The following is a 16,006-nucleotide window of genomic DNA, read 5'->3' on the forward strand; positions in this document are numbered from 1 at the left end:
ATGGCTTAGACAACCGCTGGTGGATGGTCAATCGGCATTCCCGGCCCTGCGGCGGCGGGCCACAGCAAGCCCCACAAGGCATAGGCCCAACAGCATCGTAAAGGGCAAATCCCCACTGCGGCTATAGAGCGTGGGCGGCAATGGTGCGGGCAGCGGCGCATCAATGAATCCTTCGGTATTCAGCGCCAACGCAGCCGTCACGCGCCCCTGCGGATCAATCATGGCCGAGATCCCGGTATTGGCTGCACGAGCCATGGGCAGGCCCTGTTCAATCGCCCGCATCCGCGCTTGGGCAAGGTGCTGGCGCGGGCCTGCCGCCTTGCCGAACCATGCATCGTTGGTGACCTGCATCAGAAACGCGGGCCGCGCCGGGGCGGCGTTCACGTCATGGGCAAAGACGGCCTCATAGCAGATCAGCGGCAAGCCCGTGCCGAGCGGTCCAAGGTCCAAAAGCTCTGCGCCGGGCCCGCTGGAATACCCATTCCCCTCCTGCGCGGCGAGCCCGTGAATCCCGAAACGCGCCATCAGATCGCCCATGGGCATGTATTCGCCAAAGGGCACGAGGTGATGTTTGTCATAGAGTTGATCGACAGCGCCATTGGCATCCAGCACCACCAGCGAATTGAAATAACGCATGTTCGACCGGCGCTGCACCCCAAGGACAACAGGCACGTCAGACGCCGCACCGATCTCAGCCAGCGCACTGCCCGCCATATCCAGCGCCCAAGGGATCGCCGTTTCGGGCCAGATCACCAGATCGGGTGCACGCCCCCCGTCTTTGGGCGCGGCGGCGGTATACTCAAGCTGCCGCGAGAAATAGAACTCAAATGTGTCCGAATTCCATTTGTCCCGCTGCGCGGCGTTGGGCTGTACCAGCCGCACGACATTTTCGGTCAACACCGCAGGCGGTGCCTGTGCCGGCAGCACCAACAGCAGCACAGTAGAAAGCGCCAGCGTCCCCTGCCCCAAGCGCAGGGCAAGTGGCCCGCGCAGCAGTAAGATCGCGGCAATTGCAAACAGCCATAGGTTCAGCGCATAGGGGCCGACCCATGCCAAACCCTGTCCGGCCATTACGCCGACCAGCGCCTGCGCTGGCATGGCCCATGGAAAGCCTGTGAAAATATAGGCCCGAAGCAATTCCACCGCCGCCCACGTCAGCGCCAAGGCCAATCCCTGGCCCGGCGCGCGCCATCTAGAAAGGGCAAAGGCCAGCCCCCAAAACAGCGCCATGCCCGCCGCCAGCAAGATCAGCGCAAAGGGCGCCATCCAGCCGTGACGCTCAACATCCACCATAAAGGGCGACACGATCCATTGCAGCGCGTGCAGGAAATAGCCAAAGCCAAAGCCCCAGCCCAACAGCGCCGCGCGGAACGGGCCGCCAGATTGCGCACGGTAAAGCCAGAACGCCGCGACCAGCCCGGCAAAGAACAAAAGCGGCAGGTCATAGGGCGCTTGCCCGAAGGCTGCGATGGCGCCGGCGATCGGAGCCAGCAACATCCGGCCCCGCATCGCCAGCCGTTGCATCATCCCCCAGCCCCTTGGGTGCGGACCCGCAACCTTTTGATGCGACGCGGATCGGCGTCAATCACTTCGAATTCTGGTCCATCGGGGTGCAAGACAACCTCGCCCCGCGCGGGCACGCGACCCGACAGCATGAAGACTAAGCCACCGAGGGTGTCGATTTCTTCTTCGTCGACGGTCTCATGGTCGGTCAACGAATGGCCAATCTCGGCCTCAAAGTCGCCCAATGGGGTCTTGGCCAGTGCCAGATAGGTGCCGGGTTTTTCAACCGTCCAATAGGTGCCCTCGTCCACGTCATGTTCGTCTTCGATTTCGCCTATGACCTGTTCGATCAGGTCTTCGATGGTAACAAGCCCATCAACACCGCCATATTCGTCAATCACCAATGCCATATGCCGCCGCTCGGCCTGCATCTTGGTCAGCAGCACACCGATGGTCATTGACGGCGGCACATAGACCAAGGGGCGCAGCATGGCACGCAGATCGAATTTGGTGTTTTTGCCGTTAAAGCCGTGATTTAGCGCAAGGTCTTTCAGGTGAACCATGCCCACCGGCGTGTCCAGCGTGCCGTCGTAAACCGGCAGGCGGGTCATCCCGCTTTCCTTAAATACAGCCACCAGCTCATCCAGCGTGGCGCTGGCCGGCACGGCGGTGATATCCGCCTTTGGCACGGCCACATCATCAACCCGCATACGGCGCAGGTTTATCATGCCGTGCCCGGTGGGCCGCTCGGCCTCTGTCGATGCCTCGGGGGTGCCATCCTCGCTGTCCGACGGGCTTAGCGCCTCGAACACCCGAGAAAAGAAATTGCCGGTGCGCATTGCGCTATCGTCCGGCAGCTCATGTCTATCTTCATCCGCAAGCGCGCTCTGCGCCGCCTCAGATGATCCGTCTGTATCGCCCATTGGGTCCCGTCTGTGTTGCAAAGCCCCTTAAGGCCCATTTTCCCTATATGGGTCATCATAACCCATTTTGCCAAGTATTTCGCGCTCTAACCCCTCCATCAACATGGCGTCGGGGTCATTTTCATGGTCATAGCCCAGAAGATGCAACAGCCCATGTACGATTAAATGAGTCACATGCGCGTTCATAGGCTTGGCCGCAGCTTTGGCCTCAGTGGCGCAAGTCTCATAGGCCATGGCGATGTCGCCCAGTTCGAGCATTCCGTCAATGCCGGGGGCTATGGGTAGCGGATCGCCGCCCGGTATGGCGGCACCCCGTTCTTCTGCGGGCCAGCTCAGCACGTTGGTAGCGCGCGCCTTGCCGCGAAAATCTTCGTTCAGCGCAGCGATCCGCGTGTCATCGCAGGCCAGTAGGGTCATTTCCGCCGTTTCCGCGTCCAGCCCCAGATGCCCAAGCGTGGCCTGCGCTGCGGCATGCGCCAGGTCTTCGAGGTCGACCGCGTTCCAGCGGTCGTCCTCAATCACGACGTCGAAATCTTCAAGCATCACATCAAGCGGCACCGCTATCTGCCTCATAAGCCTCAATAATCGCCGCCACCAACGGGTGACGCACCACGTCTTTGGAGGTAAAGTAATTAAAGCTAATGCTCGGGATTGTTTTCAACAAACGCTCGGCATCCTGAAGCCCCGATTGCACCCCGCGCGGCAGATCGACCTGCGTGCGGTCCCCGGTAATGACCATGCGCGAGTTTTGCCCAAGACGTGTCAGGAACATCTTCATCTGCATCGACGTGGCGTTCTGCGCCTCATCCAACACGACAAAGGCATTCGACAGTGTCCGCCCCCGCATAAATGCCAGCGGCGCGATCTCGATGCGCTTTTCTTCCAGCAGCTTGGCCAATTGTTTACCCGGCAGGAAGTCGTTCAGCGCATCATAGAGCGGCTGCATGTAAGGATCGACCTTGTCCTTCATATCACCCGGCAGATAGCCCAGCTTCTCCCCCGCCTCGACTGCAGGACGGCTGAGAATAATCCGGTCCACATGCCCACCGATGAACATCGACACACCCACCGCCACAGCGAGGTAGGTTTTGCCCGTACCCGCAGGGCCGATGCCGAAAGCCAGTTCATTGTCGAACAGCGACTGCACATAGGCCTTTTGCGCATCGGTGCGCGGCTCTACCCGTTTCTTGCGGGTCTGGATTTCGATCGCGTCGCCCATTGGCATTTCCAACTGGTCGCCTTGGCGCACGCCAGTGCCAGCGCTGGAATTGCCCATGCGCAACATGCCGTCCACATCCGCAGGCTCAACCGAGCGCCCGCTTTCAAGCCGCACATAAAGCGCGTTTAGCAGGCTTTCGGCTTTCTCCACGGCCTCGCCTTCACCCAAAATCTGGAGGTGATTGCCGCGCCGGATGATCTGCACCTCGAGCGACTTTTCGATGGCCGCCAGATGCGCATCATAAGCGCCGCAGAGGTCGATCAGCAGGCGGTTATCGGGAAACTCCACCACCCGTTCGGCTGCGGTTTCCGGTGTCATCAGATCAGTTGAAGGCAATGCGCGTATCCTTTGTTAAGCATTACAAGGAGAGATAGGCAGGCGGGCAGGATTTACCAACCCGTTCCGACAAAAAGGGCCGAAGCGCAACGCGCTCCGGCCCGATGTGTTTGATATGGACCACAAAGGTCAATTCGGGTCTTTGATGCTAGAGCCGCCTTTGAAGTCGCCTGCGGTATGTGTGGGCGGTGCCACGCCCGAGCAGACCGGCTTGCCGAATTTATCAAGTCGCGCCGAAAGATAGCCCTCAACCCCATCGTCGATGATCCAGTGATCACAGCCATTGGGATCGACCCAGATGCCCGCCTGAAGGTTGCTCAGGTGCTTTTTGTCGATGCCCCGGTCAAATGTCTTGTCCGAAGGGTAGCCCCGGCCCAAACCACCTTCGAAGTCGGTACAGGCCGAAAGGCCGACGGCACAGGCGGTGACCATGAGAAGTTTCGTCTTAATCACTTTTTCGGTCCCTTCAGCGAATGCAGATAATTTCGACACGGCGATTTTTGGCCATGTTCGCAGCGGAATTGTTCGGCACAGCGGGCATCCGTTCGCCGTAGCCCCGCACATCGGCGATACGTGCGCCAACTTGATTGGCCACATGCGCCACAGAATTTGCACGGTTGTAGGACAGACGCATGTTATAAGCATCCGACGCGCGGCTGTCGGTATGGCCGGTAATGATATAGGACACCGCCCCGGTCGACTGGAAAAAGTTCGCCAAACGCGCACGGCCCTGAGCGGAGATATTGTATTTGTCGGTGGCAAAGAACTGATCCGCCTCCATCACACCGCAGACATCGCCACGGCGGCAGACCGGAATGCCCTGACGCGTGGTGTGCGGGGTCATATACCCCTCGGCCCCGTCATCCATTACCCAATGTTCGCAGCCATCGGGGTCAACCCAGATGGTCGGCGTGTAGACGCCCTTGTCACGGCCCTGTTGCGAGCGTGTCTGCGCGTCTGCCGACGTGCTGGCCACGGTCAGCACGGCTGCCATCGTCAGGCCGGCCATGGCGCGCAGCGCATTGGAAATAGTGGGTCCCACAGCGTTTGTCCTTATTCTAAATTCTGGCAAATGCGGCCCCTCCCCGGACCCGCGTCCACGTAATATACGGCTAGGTTAAGTAAAAACGGGCCTGCTGTGAAGCTGCGAAATCAACATTTTGTGGCTCGGGCACTTCGGCTTACAACGAATCTGTCGCGCCGCTGGGACTGGAATGACCATGCCCACCCGTCCTACGGGCCACAGGACCGCAAACAAAAACGCCTCATTAGCTTCCAGGCAGCGACAATCCCACGCAAGCCTCTGAGATTGTTCGCATCTCTCTGACAGTGCCATCGAATCTTCTTGAATTACGCACGATTGGGTCTAAGCCTCTATGCATCAGATCGCGAGGGTGGGACTTTCGCGCGGCTTTGCCGATCTTGACTGACGCTGCAACGATAACTGGGGGACCAACTCATGATGAAAACAATACTCGCCACCGCCGTCACAGGCCTGCTTGCCCTGCCCGCCTTTGCCGGAGGTGTAAAATACGCCTACCACAATCAGGGCAAGGCACATCCAACAGGCAATGTGATCCACGTTAGCTGCTACCGTGGCCCATGGAATGACGTGATCTGGGACCGCCCCAATTCCGTTTTTGTTGATAGCCTCGTCGCCGTTGGATACGACTTCTCGACCGCCCATGCCGTGGCCGAGCGGATTTGTCGTGATGACAAGCTGGTGGGCAACCCTGCGGGCATGAAAGCGGCGATGGAGCGGATCTTTGCGGATGCCTCTTCTCACCGCAAGCACAACTACTGATACGCTTTGGGTGCGCGGCAACGCGCACCCACTGCGGCCCTTGCTGGCCGCCAAGATAGACAAGGATTTAGATCTGAACAGCGGCCAAAGAGTTCGTCTTGGCCTCGGTCACCCGCACGCGCTGGATATCACCAATCGCCGCCGTGCAGTTCTCGATATGAACCGCATGAAGATACTCTGACTTGCCAAGCATCTGACCGGGCAAGCGGCCCTTCTTCTCAACCAAGACCGACACTTCGCGCCCGACCATAGATTGCTGGATTTCGCGCTGATGCTGGGTGATCAGCCCCTGCAAACGTTGCAGGCGGTCGTCAGCCACCGCCGGATCGACAAGCGGACGCTCTGCGGCCGGGGTGCCGGGTCGGGTGGAATATTTGAACGAATAGGCATAGCCGTAGCGCACCTGCCGGACCAGTTCCATCGTGGCCTCGAAATCGGCATCGCTTTCCTCGGGGAAGCCGACAATGAAATCGCCCGACAGCAGGATGTCAGGCCGCGCCTCGCGGATGCGTTCCAGCAGTTTCAGATAGCTTTCGGCGGTGTGGCTGCGGTTCATCCGTTTGAGGATGTGATCGCTGCCGGACTGCACCGGCAAGTGCAGGTAAGGCATCAGTTCGGGCACCTCACCATGCGCCGCGATCAGATCGTCGCCCATGTCGTTAGGGTGGCTGGTAGTGTAGCGAATACGCTCCAGTCCATCGACCTTGGCGAGTGCGCGGATCAGTTCGGCCAGCGTCATGCCCCCGTGGTAGGCGTTTACGTTCTGGCCCAGCAGGGTGACTTCGCGCACGCCGCGTTCGACCAGATCGCGGGCCTCCTCCAGCACCTTCTCGGCGGGGCGCGAAACTTCGGCACCGCGGGTATAGGGCACCACGCAGAAAGCGCAGAACTTATCGCAGCCCTCTTGCACGGTGAGGAAGGCCGCGGGCGCACGTTTCGCCTTTGGGCGGCCCTTGAGGTGGTCGAATTTGTCCTCTGCCGGGAAATCGGTGTCCAGCGCGCTTTGCCCGCTCTGCACCTTCGCTTCCATCTCTGGCAAACGGTGGTAGCTTTGCGGGCCGACCACCAGATCGACAGCCGGCTGGCGGCGCATGATCTCAGCCCCTTCGGCCTGAGCCACGCAGCCCGCCACACCAATCTTCAAATCGGGCCGCGCGTCTTTCAGCGGCTTCAGGCGGCCCAACTCGGAATAAACCTTCTCTGCTGCCTTTTCGCGGATGTGGCAGGTGTTGAGCAGGATCATATCCGCGTCGTCGGCCTTGTCGGTCGTGACATAGCCCTGACCGCCTAGGCTTTCGGCCATGCGTTCGCTGTCATAGACGTTCATCTGGCAACCATAGGTCTTGATGAACAGCTTTTTCGGTTGTGTCATGGCGGAGATCCAACTGGCTTTGGCAGTATATAGGCAGATGGCGTCGTCTAGCAGCGGCAGCCGCGTCTTGCAATGCATCCGGAATTGACCGACTTTGCGCCACGGAAATACCAGCGGGGGCCCATGCGGTATAGCGATCTCGATCATCTTATCAAAGAGGCGCAGGCGGAGCTCAAGGCGGGCCCCATCGCCATGATCGTGGTCGAGGATGAGGTGGAGATCGACACCACCCTGCGCCACCACCAGCAAGCGGGCTTTGAGACGGTGCTGGCGCTGATGCCCGCCGCCTTTGATCTGCCCCGCGATTTACAAGAAAGCGTGCTGCGTGTGGACTACGACACCACCGCCGAAGGCGCGTTGGAGCAGGCGGTAAACCGGATGATCCCGGCGGTGCCGGGGCAATGGCTTTATTACTGTTACAACGCCGAATATCTGTTTCATCCCTTCAGCGAGACGCGCAACATCAAGGAACTGCTGGCGTTTCACAGCGAAGAGCGGCGCGATGCGCTGCTTGGCTATGTGGTTGACCTCTACGCACTTGACCTCAAACGCCACCCCAACGCTGTCTCACTGGATCAGGCGCACTTGGACCGGTCAGGTTATTATGCGCTGGCGCGGAAAGACGCAGCGCGCGATGGACACCCCAAGGAACGGCAGTTGGATTTCTTCGGTGGCCTGCGCTGGCGGTTTGAAGAACACGTGCCGAAGCTGAGCCGCAAAATTGACCGCATCCCGCTGTTTCGCGCCAAACCGGGACTGAAGCTGCGAAGCGATCACACCTTTAACGATGAAGAATACAACACTTACGCCTGTAAGTGGCACCACAATATCACCACGGCCATTTGCTCGTTCCGAACGGCAAAGGCACTGAAAAGCAACCCCGGCAGCCGCTATGATATTCCAACCTTTCAATGGCATAACTCAGAGCCGTTTGAATGGCATTCACGGCAGTTAATGGATCTGGGCCTGATGGAGCCGGGTCAGTGGTTTTGAAGAAAACCCGGTAGCCTTGGCGTTGACCGTGTTCCCCCCTGCCCAAACCCGCCGCTTTCCTAAAACCTCCTTGCACTCGCGCGCTATGCACCTATGACGGAAGGCAGCCACCACGGGAGGGTCCGATGTCCGTCAACATGCTCGACACATTCATCAAACCAATGCACCGCGAGGGCGTCAAATTCGTGGCGATCTTTGCCGCCATCACGCTGGTGCTCTTCGCCATCGAAGAAGTGCTGGGCTGGATCGGCGTCGGGTTGACCGTTTGGTGCTACTATTTCTTCCGCGATCCTGAGCGTGTGACCCCCGACCGGCCCGACCTCATCGTCAGCCCCGCCGATGGCATCGTCTCGCTGATCGAACCCGCCGTGCCGCCCGCCGAACTGGGCATGCCGGATGTGCCGCTGACCCGCGTCAGCGTCTTCATGAGCGTGTTTAACTGCCACATCAACCGCGCCCCCGTCGCGGGCAAGGTGCAGGCCGTGGCCTACCGTCCGGGCAAATTCTTCAATGCCTCCCTCGACAAAGCCAGCGCCGACAATGAGCGTAACAGCCTGTGCATCCGTATGGACGATGGGCGTGATCTGGCCGTTGTTCAAATCGCGGGCCTTGTGGCGCGGCGCATCGTTTGTTTCGTCAAATCCGGCGACGGGCTTGAGACCGGCGAACGCTTCGGCTTGATCCGCTTCGGCTCCCGGCTAGATGTTTACCTGCCCGAAGGCGTCGACCCTATGGTGCGCATCGGGCAAACGATGGTCGCTGGGGAAACCGTGCTGGCCGAGTTGAAACCGCCGGTGGCCCAGACCACCCCCGTCTAGGATTGCTGCATGCGCCCCTCTTCTGAAAAGTCCGGCGCAGACCTTGCGCTGATCCAACTGCTTCCCAACGCGCTGACCATCACCGCCATCTGCGCGGGGCTGTCGGCGATCCGGTTCGGGGTGCAGGGCAACTATGTGCTGGCCGTGCAATTGATCCTGCTGGCCTGTGTGCTGGATGGTTTGGACGGGCGGCTTGCACGGCTCTTGCGCTCCTCCAGCCCGATGGGCGCTGAACTGGACTCGCTGGCAGATTTCCTGAACTTTGGCGTGGCGCCACCGCTGATCCTGTATTTTTGGGCGCTGCAAGACATGCGCAGTGCGGCGTGGATTTCGGTGTTGGTCTATGCCGTCTGCTGCGTGGTACGATTGGCGCGGTTCAACGTGAACGATAAGGCCGAGGCCGAGAAGGCCAAGAATGGCGATGCGGTGGGCGAAAGCGGCTCGTTCTTTACTGGCATCCCCTCGCCCGCCGGTGCGTTGTTGGTGCTGCTGCCAATGACCGCATCCTTTGCCTTTCACAACCGGCCCATCGTGCCGGATTGGTTGATTTGTCTGCATATGGTGCTGATCGGCTTTCTGATGATCAGCCGCATTCCCACGTGGTCGTTCAAAACCACCAAAGTCTCGCGGCGTCATGTGAAGTACCTGCTGGTGGGCGTGGCGATTTTTGCCGCCGCACTGGCGACCTATGCTTGGACCACATTGGTTGCCCTTTGTGTGGCCTATATCGGCATGGTGGTCTGGGGCCTGCTGCGGGCAAGGAAAACGACTAAAACCAAAAGGATTTAAGATGGATATCAAGGCGGTCGAGACATCCTATGCCCGCTGGGCGCCAATCTACGACAAAACCTTTGGCGCGCTGACCAGCACCGGTCGCCGTCATGTCGTTGCCCATATTAACAAAGGCAGCGGATCGGTCCTTGAGGTGGGCGTCGGCACTGGCCTGTCCCTACCCCATTACGCGCCGCACCTTTCGGTCACTGGCATTGATTTCAGTGATGAAATGCTGGCCAAAGCCCGCCAGCGCGTCACCCGCGAAGGGCTAAAGCATGTAACCGATCTGCGCCAGATGGACGCCCGCGACCTCGATTTCCCAGACGCCAGTTTCGACACAATCGCCGCCATGCATGTTCTGTCGGTCGTGCCCGAACCTGAGCGCGTTATGGAGGAAATCGCCCGCGTGCTTAAACCCGGTGGTAAGGTGGTCATCGCCAACCACTTTATGCGCACCAGCGGCGTGCTGGGCTTTCTTGAAAAAGTCTCGGCCCCCTTTGCCAATACGCTGGGCTGGCATTCGGATTTCGAGATGGAAACCGTGCTGCAACAAGACGCACTGCAGGTCGAAGACGAACGCGCCTTGCCGCCGATGGGTATGATGACATTTCTGATGCTGCGCAAACGCAGCTGATCGCTTACGCGGCGGGGCTTGCCCCGCCCTTTCAGGACTTCCGGCGCAGGCGGATCACCACATCAACCGAAGCAATCTCCGCCCCGTCAGGCGCATCGGGAAGCTGCGCGATCACCAATTGCTCGGACGGCGCGTCGGTCAGTTTGCTATCGTCTTCCCAAAAGAAATGCGGGTGATCGTGCGTGTTGGTGTCAAAATAGCTTTTAGAGCCATCGACGGTCACTTCCTGCAATAGACCAGCATCACAAAAGGCGCGGAGAGTATTGTAAACCGTCGCTAGCGACACGGCTTCGCCCTGCCCCTTGGCCGCTTCAAACAAGCTTTCTGCGGTAACGTGGCGATCTTGGCCATCGCCCACCAGAAGGCTCGCCAGCGTGACACGCTGGCGTGTAGGGCGCAGCCCGGCCTGAGCCAACCAGCTCGTCCCGACCTCTTGTTCCTGTTCGGTCATCAGTTTCCTGCCTTTCAGGGTCATATAAAGGATGAATCCCCTGCTTTTCAATTGAAAACCTTGCGCCATTCGGCGCAGCGGCCCCGTTTAACATTGCGGCCCGCCCCTTGCAGCACGCCGGGGCGCAATGTTAAACCGAGGGCCAAGTCATAACAGATCAGCAGGAGAGCCGCAGCATGGCCGACTACCCCACGAGTTTCGACAAGGAAGATCTGCTGAAATGCGCCCGCGGTGAGCTTTTCGGCCCCGGCAACGCACAGCTTCCCGCCCCACCGATGCTCATGATGGACCGGATCACCGATGTATCCGCCGATGGCGGCGCCCATGGCAAAGGCCATATCACCGCCGAGTTCGACATCACCCCGGACCTTTGGTTTTTTGAATGCCACTTCCCCGGCAACCCGATCATGCCCGGCTGTCTGGGCCTTGACGGTCTGTGGCAGTTGACCGGTTTCAACCTCGGCTGGCGCGGCTGGCAGGGACGCGGCTATGCGCTTGGCGTGGGCGAAGTGAAGCTGACCGGCATGGTCCGGCCTGAGCGTAAAATGCTAACGTATAAAATTGATTTCACCAAAGCGATCCAGACACGCCGCCTGACCATGGGTGTAGCCGATGGCATCGTCGAAGCCGATGGCGAAGTGATCTATCAGGTGAAAGACATGAAAGTCGCGCTAAGCGAAAGCTGAACATCGCGTCTAACGACCTAAATGGGGGCCGGATGGCCCCCATTTTTTTGCGTGAGTAGTGTCATTCGATCTAGATGGTTTGCATCTCTTGCACCTTGCCATCATGACGGCCCGTGACCGCCGCTTCGGCCAAGACCGCCGCCACATCCGCACGGCGTGCCTGCGCGCCTTGATCTACGTCATTGCCCAGTTTCACGGCGTCAGTCTTGGGATCATCCGTCAGTGCTACGGGCCGCAGAATCGAATAGGTCAACCCAGAGGCCTGCAAATGCTCGTCCGCTGCTTGTTTCGCCTTTAGGTAATGGGTCATCTCGTGGTCTTCTGGCGGATTGTCTGCCCCGACCGAGCTTAGCATGACAAAGCGGTCAATCTTGGCCTCTCGGGCGAAATCCACCAGACGCTGGGCGCCTTCTCTGTCGACTTTCTCGGTCATTTCTGGCCCTGTGCTGCCGCCCGACCCTGCGGCAAAGATCACTGCATCAACACCGTCACATACGCCCGTTTGCAGGTTGGTCAAATCCCCCTGCCGCTGTTCGGTGCCTTCTGGCAGAACGGAGGTGTCAGAGCCATCACGCACCAATGCGATCGGCTCGGCCCCTCGGTCTTTCAGTTCGCTCACAAGCAGACGCCCCGTCTTACCGGTCGCACCGGCAACAAGTATCTTCATAGTCATGTAGAACCCCTTAAAATTTTGCAGATATCAAGGCGAGCGGCACATGATGCCGCCCGCCGATTGCCGTTCAGGACGACAGGAAGATCGATTTAGCGTTGACGAATTCCTTCATGCCAAAGCCGCCGTGCTCACGCCCGTAGCCAGAGTTTTTCACCCCGCCGAACGGCATATTCGGATCGGCTGCACCAAAGTTGTTGATCCGCACCATACCGGTATCGAACTCATCCCGCGCCAGCTTGAGCGCGCGCTCTTCGTCGGTGCAGAAGATGCCACCGCCCAAACCATAGCGGCTGTCATTGGCGATGCGCATGGCGTCTTCGTCATCCTTAGCGCGGATCACCGCCGCCACGGGGCCAAAGATTTCATCGTCATAGGCTGGCATCCCGGGCGTCACTTCCGACAAAACGGTCGCAGGATAGTATGCGCCTGTCCGGTCCGGCACTTCGCCGCCGCAAAGGATCTTGGCCCCCTTTTCGACGCTCTCTTTGACCTGATCTCGCACCGTTTCAAACTGGCCTTGGCTGGAAAGCGGTCCAAGCTTGGTATTTTCGTCCATCGGATCGCCCATCGGGATTTGCTTCATCGCGTCGACATAGGCGCTAACAAAGGCGTCGTAATTCTCCTCGGTCACGATAAAGCGCTTGGCCGAAACACAGGTTTGGCCGTTGTTATAAAGCCGACCCATGGTCGAGAATTTAACAGCCGTTTCGATGTCCGCATCTTCCAGCACCAGATAGGCGTCGTTCGACCCCAATTCGAGCACGGATTTTTTGAGGTTTTTCGCCGCCTCCGCACCGATATGGCTACCCGCCTTATCAGAACCGGTCATGGTCACACCGCGCACAAGTTTGTGGGCGATCAGCTTGTCGGATGTGTCGTGGTTAATGATGATCACATTGAACAAATCCTTAGGCAGCCCGGCTTCTTCGCAGATTTCTTTCAGACGCAGACCGCTGCCAGTGCAGATCTCCGCGTGTTTCAGCACGCAGCCATTGCCCGTCATTAAATTCGCGGCCAGCACGCGCACGGGCTGGTACAACGGGAAATTCCAAGGCTGAATTTGATAAATCACGCCAATGGGTTGATAGGTCACCACGCCGCGTTTTTTGCCGCCTGCGTGTTTGCGCTCTTCGTCTTCCAGCATTTCTGGGCCGTTTTCGGCGGTGTATTCAAAGATCTGCGCGCAAAGCTCGACCTCCGTCAGACCGTCCTTGTAGAGCTTGCCGACCTCACGGGTCATTAACTCTGACAAGCTCTCTTTATTCTCGCGCAGCTTTTCAGCGATCTTTTTCAGGTATGGGGCGCGCTCAGCATGGGAGAGTTTGCGCCATTCTTTGAAAGCTTCATGCGTGGCCTCGACCGCTTGGGTCGCCTCGGCTTCGGACATCACGGTGTAGGTGTTCAGTACCTCTTCGGTGGCGGGGTTTACCGTCTTGATCTCGGGCATTCTGTTCTCCTTTGTGTCTCGCTGGGCTAACACCGCCTGCCCGCCGGGCGTTCCATCACAGAACCTTGACCGGCAACTTCCGCCCGCTGGCTTTTGGCAAACCGCTTGCGCCGTGCCGCTGTGCTGTCATACACCGGGGCTGATAAAACAAAGGAGTGCTGCCCATGCGCCGCGTCGTCGTCACAGGGTTGGGGATCGTCTCATCCATCGGAAACAATGCCGAAGAAGTGCTAGCCGCGCTGAAGGACGGCACCTCCGGGATCGAAGCAAGCCCGGAGATGGCCGAACACGGGTTCCGCAGCCGCGTGGCCGGGACGCTCAAGATCAATCTGGCCGACCACATCGACAAGCGCACCCTACGCTTCATGGGTCCGGGCGCGGGTTATGCCTATGTCGCCATGTCCCAAGCGATTGCGGATGCGGGTCTGGATGAAAGCCAGATCAGCAACCCACGCACCGGTCTGGTGGCAGGCTCTGGCGGTCCGTCGACCTCCGCCATGTTCACCGCGCATAATATCGTGAAAGACACTGGTGCCACCAAGCGGATCGGGCCTTTTGCGGTGCCGAAATGCATGTCCTCGACCGTCAGCGCGAACCTTTCGACCGCTTTCAAGATCAAGGGCATCAACTATTCGATCACCTCGGCCTGCTCCACCTCGCTGCATTGCATTGGCAACGCGGCTGAGCAGATCATGCTGGGCAAGCAGGATGTTATGTTTGCTGGCGGCGGTGAGGAGTTGGACTGGACGCTCTCCTGCCTCTTCGACGCGATGGGCGCGATGTCCTCCAAGTACAACGATGCCCCCGAAACAGCGAGCCGCGCCTTCGACGCCGACCGCGACGGTTTCGTGATCTCCGGCGGCGGCGGCATGCTCGTGCTCGAAGACCTTGACCACGCGCTGGCGCGCGGTGCGAAAATCTACGCCGAGGTGACCGGTTACGCCGCCACCAGCGACGGGCACGACATGGTCGCCCCCTCCGGTGAGGGCGGTGAGCGCGCCATGCGTCTGGCGCTGGAGACACTGCCCGAAGGCCGCAAGGTGGGCTATATCAACGCGCACGGCACTTCGACGCCCGTCGGCGACGTAGGCGAGATCGAAGCGGTCCGCCGCGTCTTTGGCCAAGGCAGCACGCCGCCGGTAAGCTCGACCAAGTCGATGACCGGCCACGCGCAGGGCGCTGCGGGCGCTTTGGAGGCGATTTTCTCGCTGCTGATGCTCGACAACGATTTCATCGCCCGGTCAATCAATGTGCAAAACCTCGACCCGGCGCTCGATCCGTCGGAAATCGCGCTGGAGCGCGTCGACAATGCGGGGCTCGATTCCGTGATGACCAACTCCTTCGGGTTTGGTGGCACCAACGGGTCGATGATCCTTTCAAAGTATAAGGGCTGAGGGCGCGTTATGTCAGGAATGCTTGCAGGAAAACGCGGCCTCATCATGGGTGTGGCCAATGAACGCTCCATCGCTTGGGGCATCGCCAAGGCGATGTCCGAGGCCGGGGCCGAACTGGCCTTCACCTATCAGGGCGAGGCCTTTGGCAAGCGTCTTGAGCCGCTGGCGCAGAGCGTCGGGTCGGACTTCATGGTCGATGTCGATGTCACCGATGATGCCTCGCTCGACCGCGCGTTTGATGAATTGGGCGCGCGCTGGCCGACGATTGACTTCGTCGTGCATGCCATTGCTTTCTCGGACAAATCCGAGCTGACGGGGCGGTTTCTGAATACTAGCCGGGCGAACTTCAAAAACTCGATGGACATCTCGGCCTACTCCTTCATTGACGTGGCGCGCCGCGCGCATCCGCTGATGGTTGAGAATGGCGGCACGCTGATGACGCTGACCTATATGGGGTCGAACCGAGTCACGCCGAACTACAACGTGATGGGTGTGGCCAAGGCGGCGTTGGAAAGCGCCACGCGCTATCTGGCGAATGATCTAGGGCCGGAGGGGATCCGCGTGAATGCGATTTCGCCGGGGCCGATGAAGACGCTGGCGGGGGCTGCGATTGGCGGCGCGCGTAAGACGTATAAGCACACCGATCAGAACGCGCCGCTGCGGTCGAATGCGACGTTGGAAGCTGTTGGGGGCACGGCGGTTTATCTCGCGTCTGATGCGGGGGCTTGCACCACGGGGGAGATTATCCGCGTGGATGGTGGGTTCCACGTGCTGGGGATGCCGCAAGCGGATCATCTTTAAACCCGTACTGAGGGCCATCGTTTGCCCGCGGGTCGGCGATGGCTACCTAGCTTCGTGCCACTTTATGGTGCAGGTCTAGGGCTAGATCGCAATGTCGCGCCAAGCCCCACCAAATCGCCTACCCGGTCGCACCAAAGGGGCGCCCGCCCGATTTTGGCACGCCTTTGGCGTGACGGGC

18 protein-coding genes are annotated in these 16,006 nt (G+C 59.6%); 8 read left to right on the plus strand and 10 right to left on the minus strand.

Annotated features, from left to right (window positions below):
- Nucleotides 1–27 precede the first annotated feature (27 nt).
- The 6 genes from lnt to DSM110093_RS11260 all read right to left on the minus strand — a co-directional run bounded on the left by lnt (nucleotide 28) and on the right by DSM110093_RS11260 (nucleotide 5,023).
- Complete coding sequence (gene lnt, locus DSM110093_RS11235; RefSeq protein WP_243265146.1) at nucleotides 28–1,527, minus strand: apolipoprotein N-acyltransferase; 1,500 nt, start codon at nucleotides 1,525–1,527, stop codon at nucleotides 28–30.
- A complete protein-coding gene (locus DSM110093_RS11240) occupies nucleotides 1,524–2,426 on the minus strand; it encodes a hemolysin family protein (protein ID WP_243265147.1) in 903 nt (300 codons plus the stop codon). The genes lnt and DSM110093_RS11240 overlap by 4 nt, the downstream gene beginning before the upstream one ends.
- Before the next feature lie 27 nt (nucleotides 2,427–2,453).
- Nucleotides 2,454–2,999, minus strand: a complete 546-nt coding sequence (gene ybeY, locus DSM110093_RS11245) for an rRNA maturation RNase YbeY (RefSeq protein ID WP_243265148.1) — start codon at nucleotides 2,997–2,999, stop codon at nucleotides 2,454–2,456.
- Nucleotides 2,974–3,963 (minus strand): PhoH family protein, encoded by a 990-nt coding sequence (locus DSM110093_RS11250; RefSeq protein WP_243267718.1) that lies wholly within the window; start codon nucleotides 3,961–3,963, stop codon nucleotides 2,974–2,976. Before DSM110093_RS11250 ends, ybeY begins: the two co-directional genes overlap by 26 nt.
- A gap of 147 nt (nucleotides 3,964–4,110) precedes the next feature.
- A complete protein-coding gene (locus tag DSM110093_RS11255; RefSeq protein WP_243265149.1) occupies nucleotides 4,111–4,434 on the minus strand; it encodes a hypothetical protein in 324 nt (107 codons plus the stop codon).
- A 13-nt stretch (nucleotides 4,435–4,447) separates the two neighbouring features.
- The gene (locus tag DSM110093_RS11260) at nucleotides 4,448–5,023 is read right to left on the minus strand and encodes an OmpA family protein (protein WP_243265150.1); all 576 of its coding nucleotides are present in this window, start codon (nucleotides 5,021–5,023) and stop codon (nucleotides 4,448–4,450) included.
- 417 nt (nucleotides 5,024–5,440) lie between these two features.
- Here DSM110093_RS11260 and DSM110093_RS11265 point away from each other — a divergent pair, with 417 nt between their 5' ends.
- Nucleotides 5,441–5,785: a hypothetical protein gene (locus DSM110093_RS11265; RefSeq protein WP_093928545.1), complete on the plus strand. Its 345-nt coding sequence runs from the start codon at nucleotides 5,441–5,443 to the stop codon at nucleotides 5,783–5,785.
- A gap of 67 nt (nucleotides 5,786–5,852) precedes the next feature.
- Here DSM110093_RS11265 and miaB read toward each other — a convergent pair whose 3' ends face one another.
- Complete coding sequence (miaB, locus tag DSM110093_RS11270) at nucleotides 5,853–7,157, minus strand: tRNA (N6-isopentenyl adenosine(37)-C2)-methylthiotransferase MiaB (RefSeq protein WP_243265151.1); 1,305 nt, start codon at nucleotides 7,155–7,157, stop codon at nucleotides 5,853–5,855.
- A gap of 123 nt (nucleotides 7,158–7,280) precedes the next feature.
- On the opposite strand from miaB, the gene DSM110093_RS11275 reads away from it, so the two are divergent.
- The 4 genes from DSM110093_RS11275 to DSM110093_RS11290 all read left to right on the plus strand — a co-directional run bounded on the left by DSM110093_RS11275 (nucleotide 7,281) and on the right by DSM110093_RS11290 (nucleotide 10,376).
- On the plus strand, nucleotides 7,281–8,150 hold the full coding sequence (locus tag DSM110093_RS11275) for a hypothetical protein (RefSeq protein ID WP_243265152.1): 870 nt from the start codon (nucleotides 7,281–7,283) through the stop codon (nucleotides 8,148–8,150).
- Between the two features lie 125 nt (nucleotides 8,151–8,275).
- Nucleotides 8,276–8,968, plus strand: a complete 693-nt coding sequence (locus tag DSM110093_RS11280; RefSeq protein ID WP_243265153.1) for a phosphatidylserine decarboxylase — start codon at nucleotides 8,276–8,278, stop codon at nucleotides 8,966–8,968.
- Between the two features lie 9 nt (nucleotides 8,969–8,977).
- Nucleotides 8,978–9,757 carry a CDP-diacylglycerol--serine O-phosphatidyltransferase gene (pssA, locus tag DSM110093_RS11285; RefSeq protein ID WP_243265154.1) on the plus strand — a complete coding sequence of 260 codons (780 nt, stop codon included), beginning with the start codon at nucleotides 8,978–8,980 and terminating at the stop codon, nucleotides 9,755–9,757.
- Nucleotide 9,758: 1 nt separating this feature from the next.
- A complete protein-coding gene (locus tag DSM110093_RS11290) occupies nucleotides 9,759–10,376 on the plus strand; it encodes a class I SAM-dependent methyltransferase (protein ID WP_243265155.1) in 618 nt (205 codons plus the stop codon).
- A gap of 31 nt (nucleotides 10,377–10,407) precedes the next feature.
- Here DSM110093_RS11290 and irrA read toward each other — a convergent pair whose 3' ends face one another.
- Complete coding sequence (irrA, locus tag DSM110093_RS11295) at nucleotides 10,408–10,827, minus strand: iron response transcriptional regulator IrrA (RefSeq protein WP_243265156.1); 420 nt, start codon at nucleotides 10,825–10,827, stop codon at nucleotides 10,408–10,410.
- A gap of 176 nt (nucleotides 10,828–11,003) precedes the next feature.
- Here irrA and fabA point away from each other — a divergent pair, with 176 nt between their 5' ends.
- Nucleotides 11,004–11,513, plus strand: coding sequence for a bifunctional 3-hydroxydecanoyl-ACP dehydratase/trans-2-decenoyl-ACP isomerase (gene fabA, locus DSM110093_RS11300; protein ID WP_007120814.1), 510 nt, complete (start codon nucleotides 11,004–11,006; stop codon nucleotides 11,511–11,513).
- A 70-nt stretch (nucleotides 11,514–11,583) separates the two neighbouring features.
- Here fabA and DSM110093_RS11305 read toward each other — a convergent pair whose 3' ends face one another.
- Both DSM110093_RS11305 and DSM110093_RS11310 read right to left on the minus strand, forming a co-directional pair.
- Nucleotides 11,584–12,180, minus strand: coding sequence for an SDR family oxidoreductase (locus DSM110093_RS11305; protein ID WP_243267719.1), 597 nt, complete (start codon nucleotides 12,178–12,180; stop codon nucleotides 11,584–11,586).
- Between the two features lie 73 nt (nucleotides 12,181–12,253).
- Nucleotides 12,254–13,633 carry an NAD-dependent succinate-semialdehyde dehydrogenase gene (locus tag DSM110093_RS11310; protein WP_243265157.1) on the minus strand — a complete coding sequence of 460 codons (1,380 nt, stop codon included), beginning with the start codon at nucleotides 13,631–13,633 and terminating at the stop codon, nucleotides 12,254–12,256.
- Nucleotides 13,634–13,797: 164 nt separating this feature from the next.
- Here DSM110093_RS11310 and fabB point away from each other — a divergent pair, with 164 nt between their 5' ends.
- Both fabB and DSM110093_RS11320 read left to right on the plus strand, forming a co-directional pair.
- Nucleotides 13,798–15,027, plus strand: coding sequence for a beta-ketoacyl-ACP synthase I (fabB, locus tag DSM110093_RS11315; RefSeq protein ID WP_243265158.1), 1,230 nt, complete (start codon nucleotides 13,798–13,800; stop codon nucleotides 15,025–15,027).
- Between the two features lie 9 nt (nucleotides 15,028–15,036).
- Nucleotides 15,037–15,828 (plus strand): enoyl-ACP reductase, encoded by a 792-nt coding sequence (locus DSM110093_RS11320; RefSeq protein WP_243265159.1) that lies wholly within the window; start codon nucleotides 15,037–15,039, stop codon nucleotides 15,826–15,828.
- Nucleotides 15,829–16,006: the final 178 nt, after the last annotated feature.

The sequence above is a fragment of the Sulfitobacter sp. DSM 110093 genome, from assembly GCF_022788715.1.
GTDB lineage: Bacteria > Pseudomonadota > Alphaproteobacteria > Rhodobacterales > Rhodobacteraceae > Sulfitobacter.

Coding starts and splice junctions, on each gene's coding strand:
- lnt (WP_243265146.1), bottom strand. CDS start 1,527: ATGATGCAACGGCTGGCGATGCGGGGCCGGATGTTGCTGGCTCCGATC.
- DSM110093_RS11240 (WP_243265147.1), bottom strand. CDS start 2,426: ATGGGCGATACAGACGGATCATCTGAGGCGGCGCAGAGCGCGCTTGCG.
- ybeY (WP_243265148.1), bottom strand. CDS start 2,999: ATGAGGCAGATAGCGGTGCCGCTTGATGTGATGCTTGAAGATTTCGAC.
- DSM110093_RS11250 (WP_243267718.1), bottom strand. CDS start 3,963: ATGACACCGGAAACCGCAGCCGAACGGGTGGTGGAGTTTCCCGATAAC.
- DSM110093_RS11265 (WP_093928545.1), top strand. CDS start 5,441: ATGATGAAAACAATACTCGCCACCGCCGTCACAGGCCTGCTTGCCCTG.
- miaB (WP_243265151.1), bottom strand. CDS start 7,157: ATGACACAACCGAAAAAGCTGTTCATCAAGACCTATGGTTGCCAGATG.
- DSM110093_RS11275 (WP_243265152.1), top strand. CDS start 7,281: ATGCGGTATAGCGATCTCGATCATCTTATCAAAGAGGCGCAGGCGGAG.
- DSM110093_RS11280 (WP_243265153.1), top strand. CDS start 8,276: ATGTCCGTCAACATGCTCGACACATTCATCAAACCAATGCACCGCGAG.
- pssA (WP_243265154.1), top strand. CDS start 8,978: ATGCGCCCCTCTTCTGAAAAGTCCGGCGCAGACCTTGCGCTGATCCAA.
- DSM110093_RS11290 (WP_243265155.1), top strand. CDS start 9,759: ATGGATATCAAGGCGGTCGAGACATCCTATGCCCGCTGGGCGCCAATC.
- irrA (WP_243265156.1), bottom strand. CDS start 10,827: ATGACCGAACAGGAACAAGAGGTCGGGACGAGCTGGTTGGCTCAGGCC.
- fabA (WP_007120814.1), top strand. CDS start 11,004: ATGGCCGACTACCCCACGAGTTTCGACAAGGAAGATCTGCTGAAATGC.
- DSM110093_RS11305 (WP_243267719.1), bottom strand. CDS start 12,180: ATGAAGATACTTGTTGCCGGTGCGACCGGTAAGACGGGGCGTCTGCTT.
- DSM110093_RS11310 (WP_243265157.1), bottom strand. CDS start 13,633: ATGCCCGAGATCAAGACGGTAAACCCCGCCACCGAAGAGGTACTGAAC.
- fabB (WP_243265158.1), top strand. CDS start 13,798: ATGCGCCGCGTCGTCGTCACAGGGTTGGGGATCGTCTCATCCATCGGA.
- DSM110093_RS11320 (WP_243265159.1), top strand. CDS start 15,037: ATGTCAGGAATGCTTGCAGGAAAACGCGGCCTCATCATGGGTGTGGCC.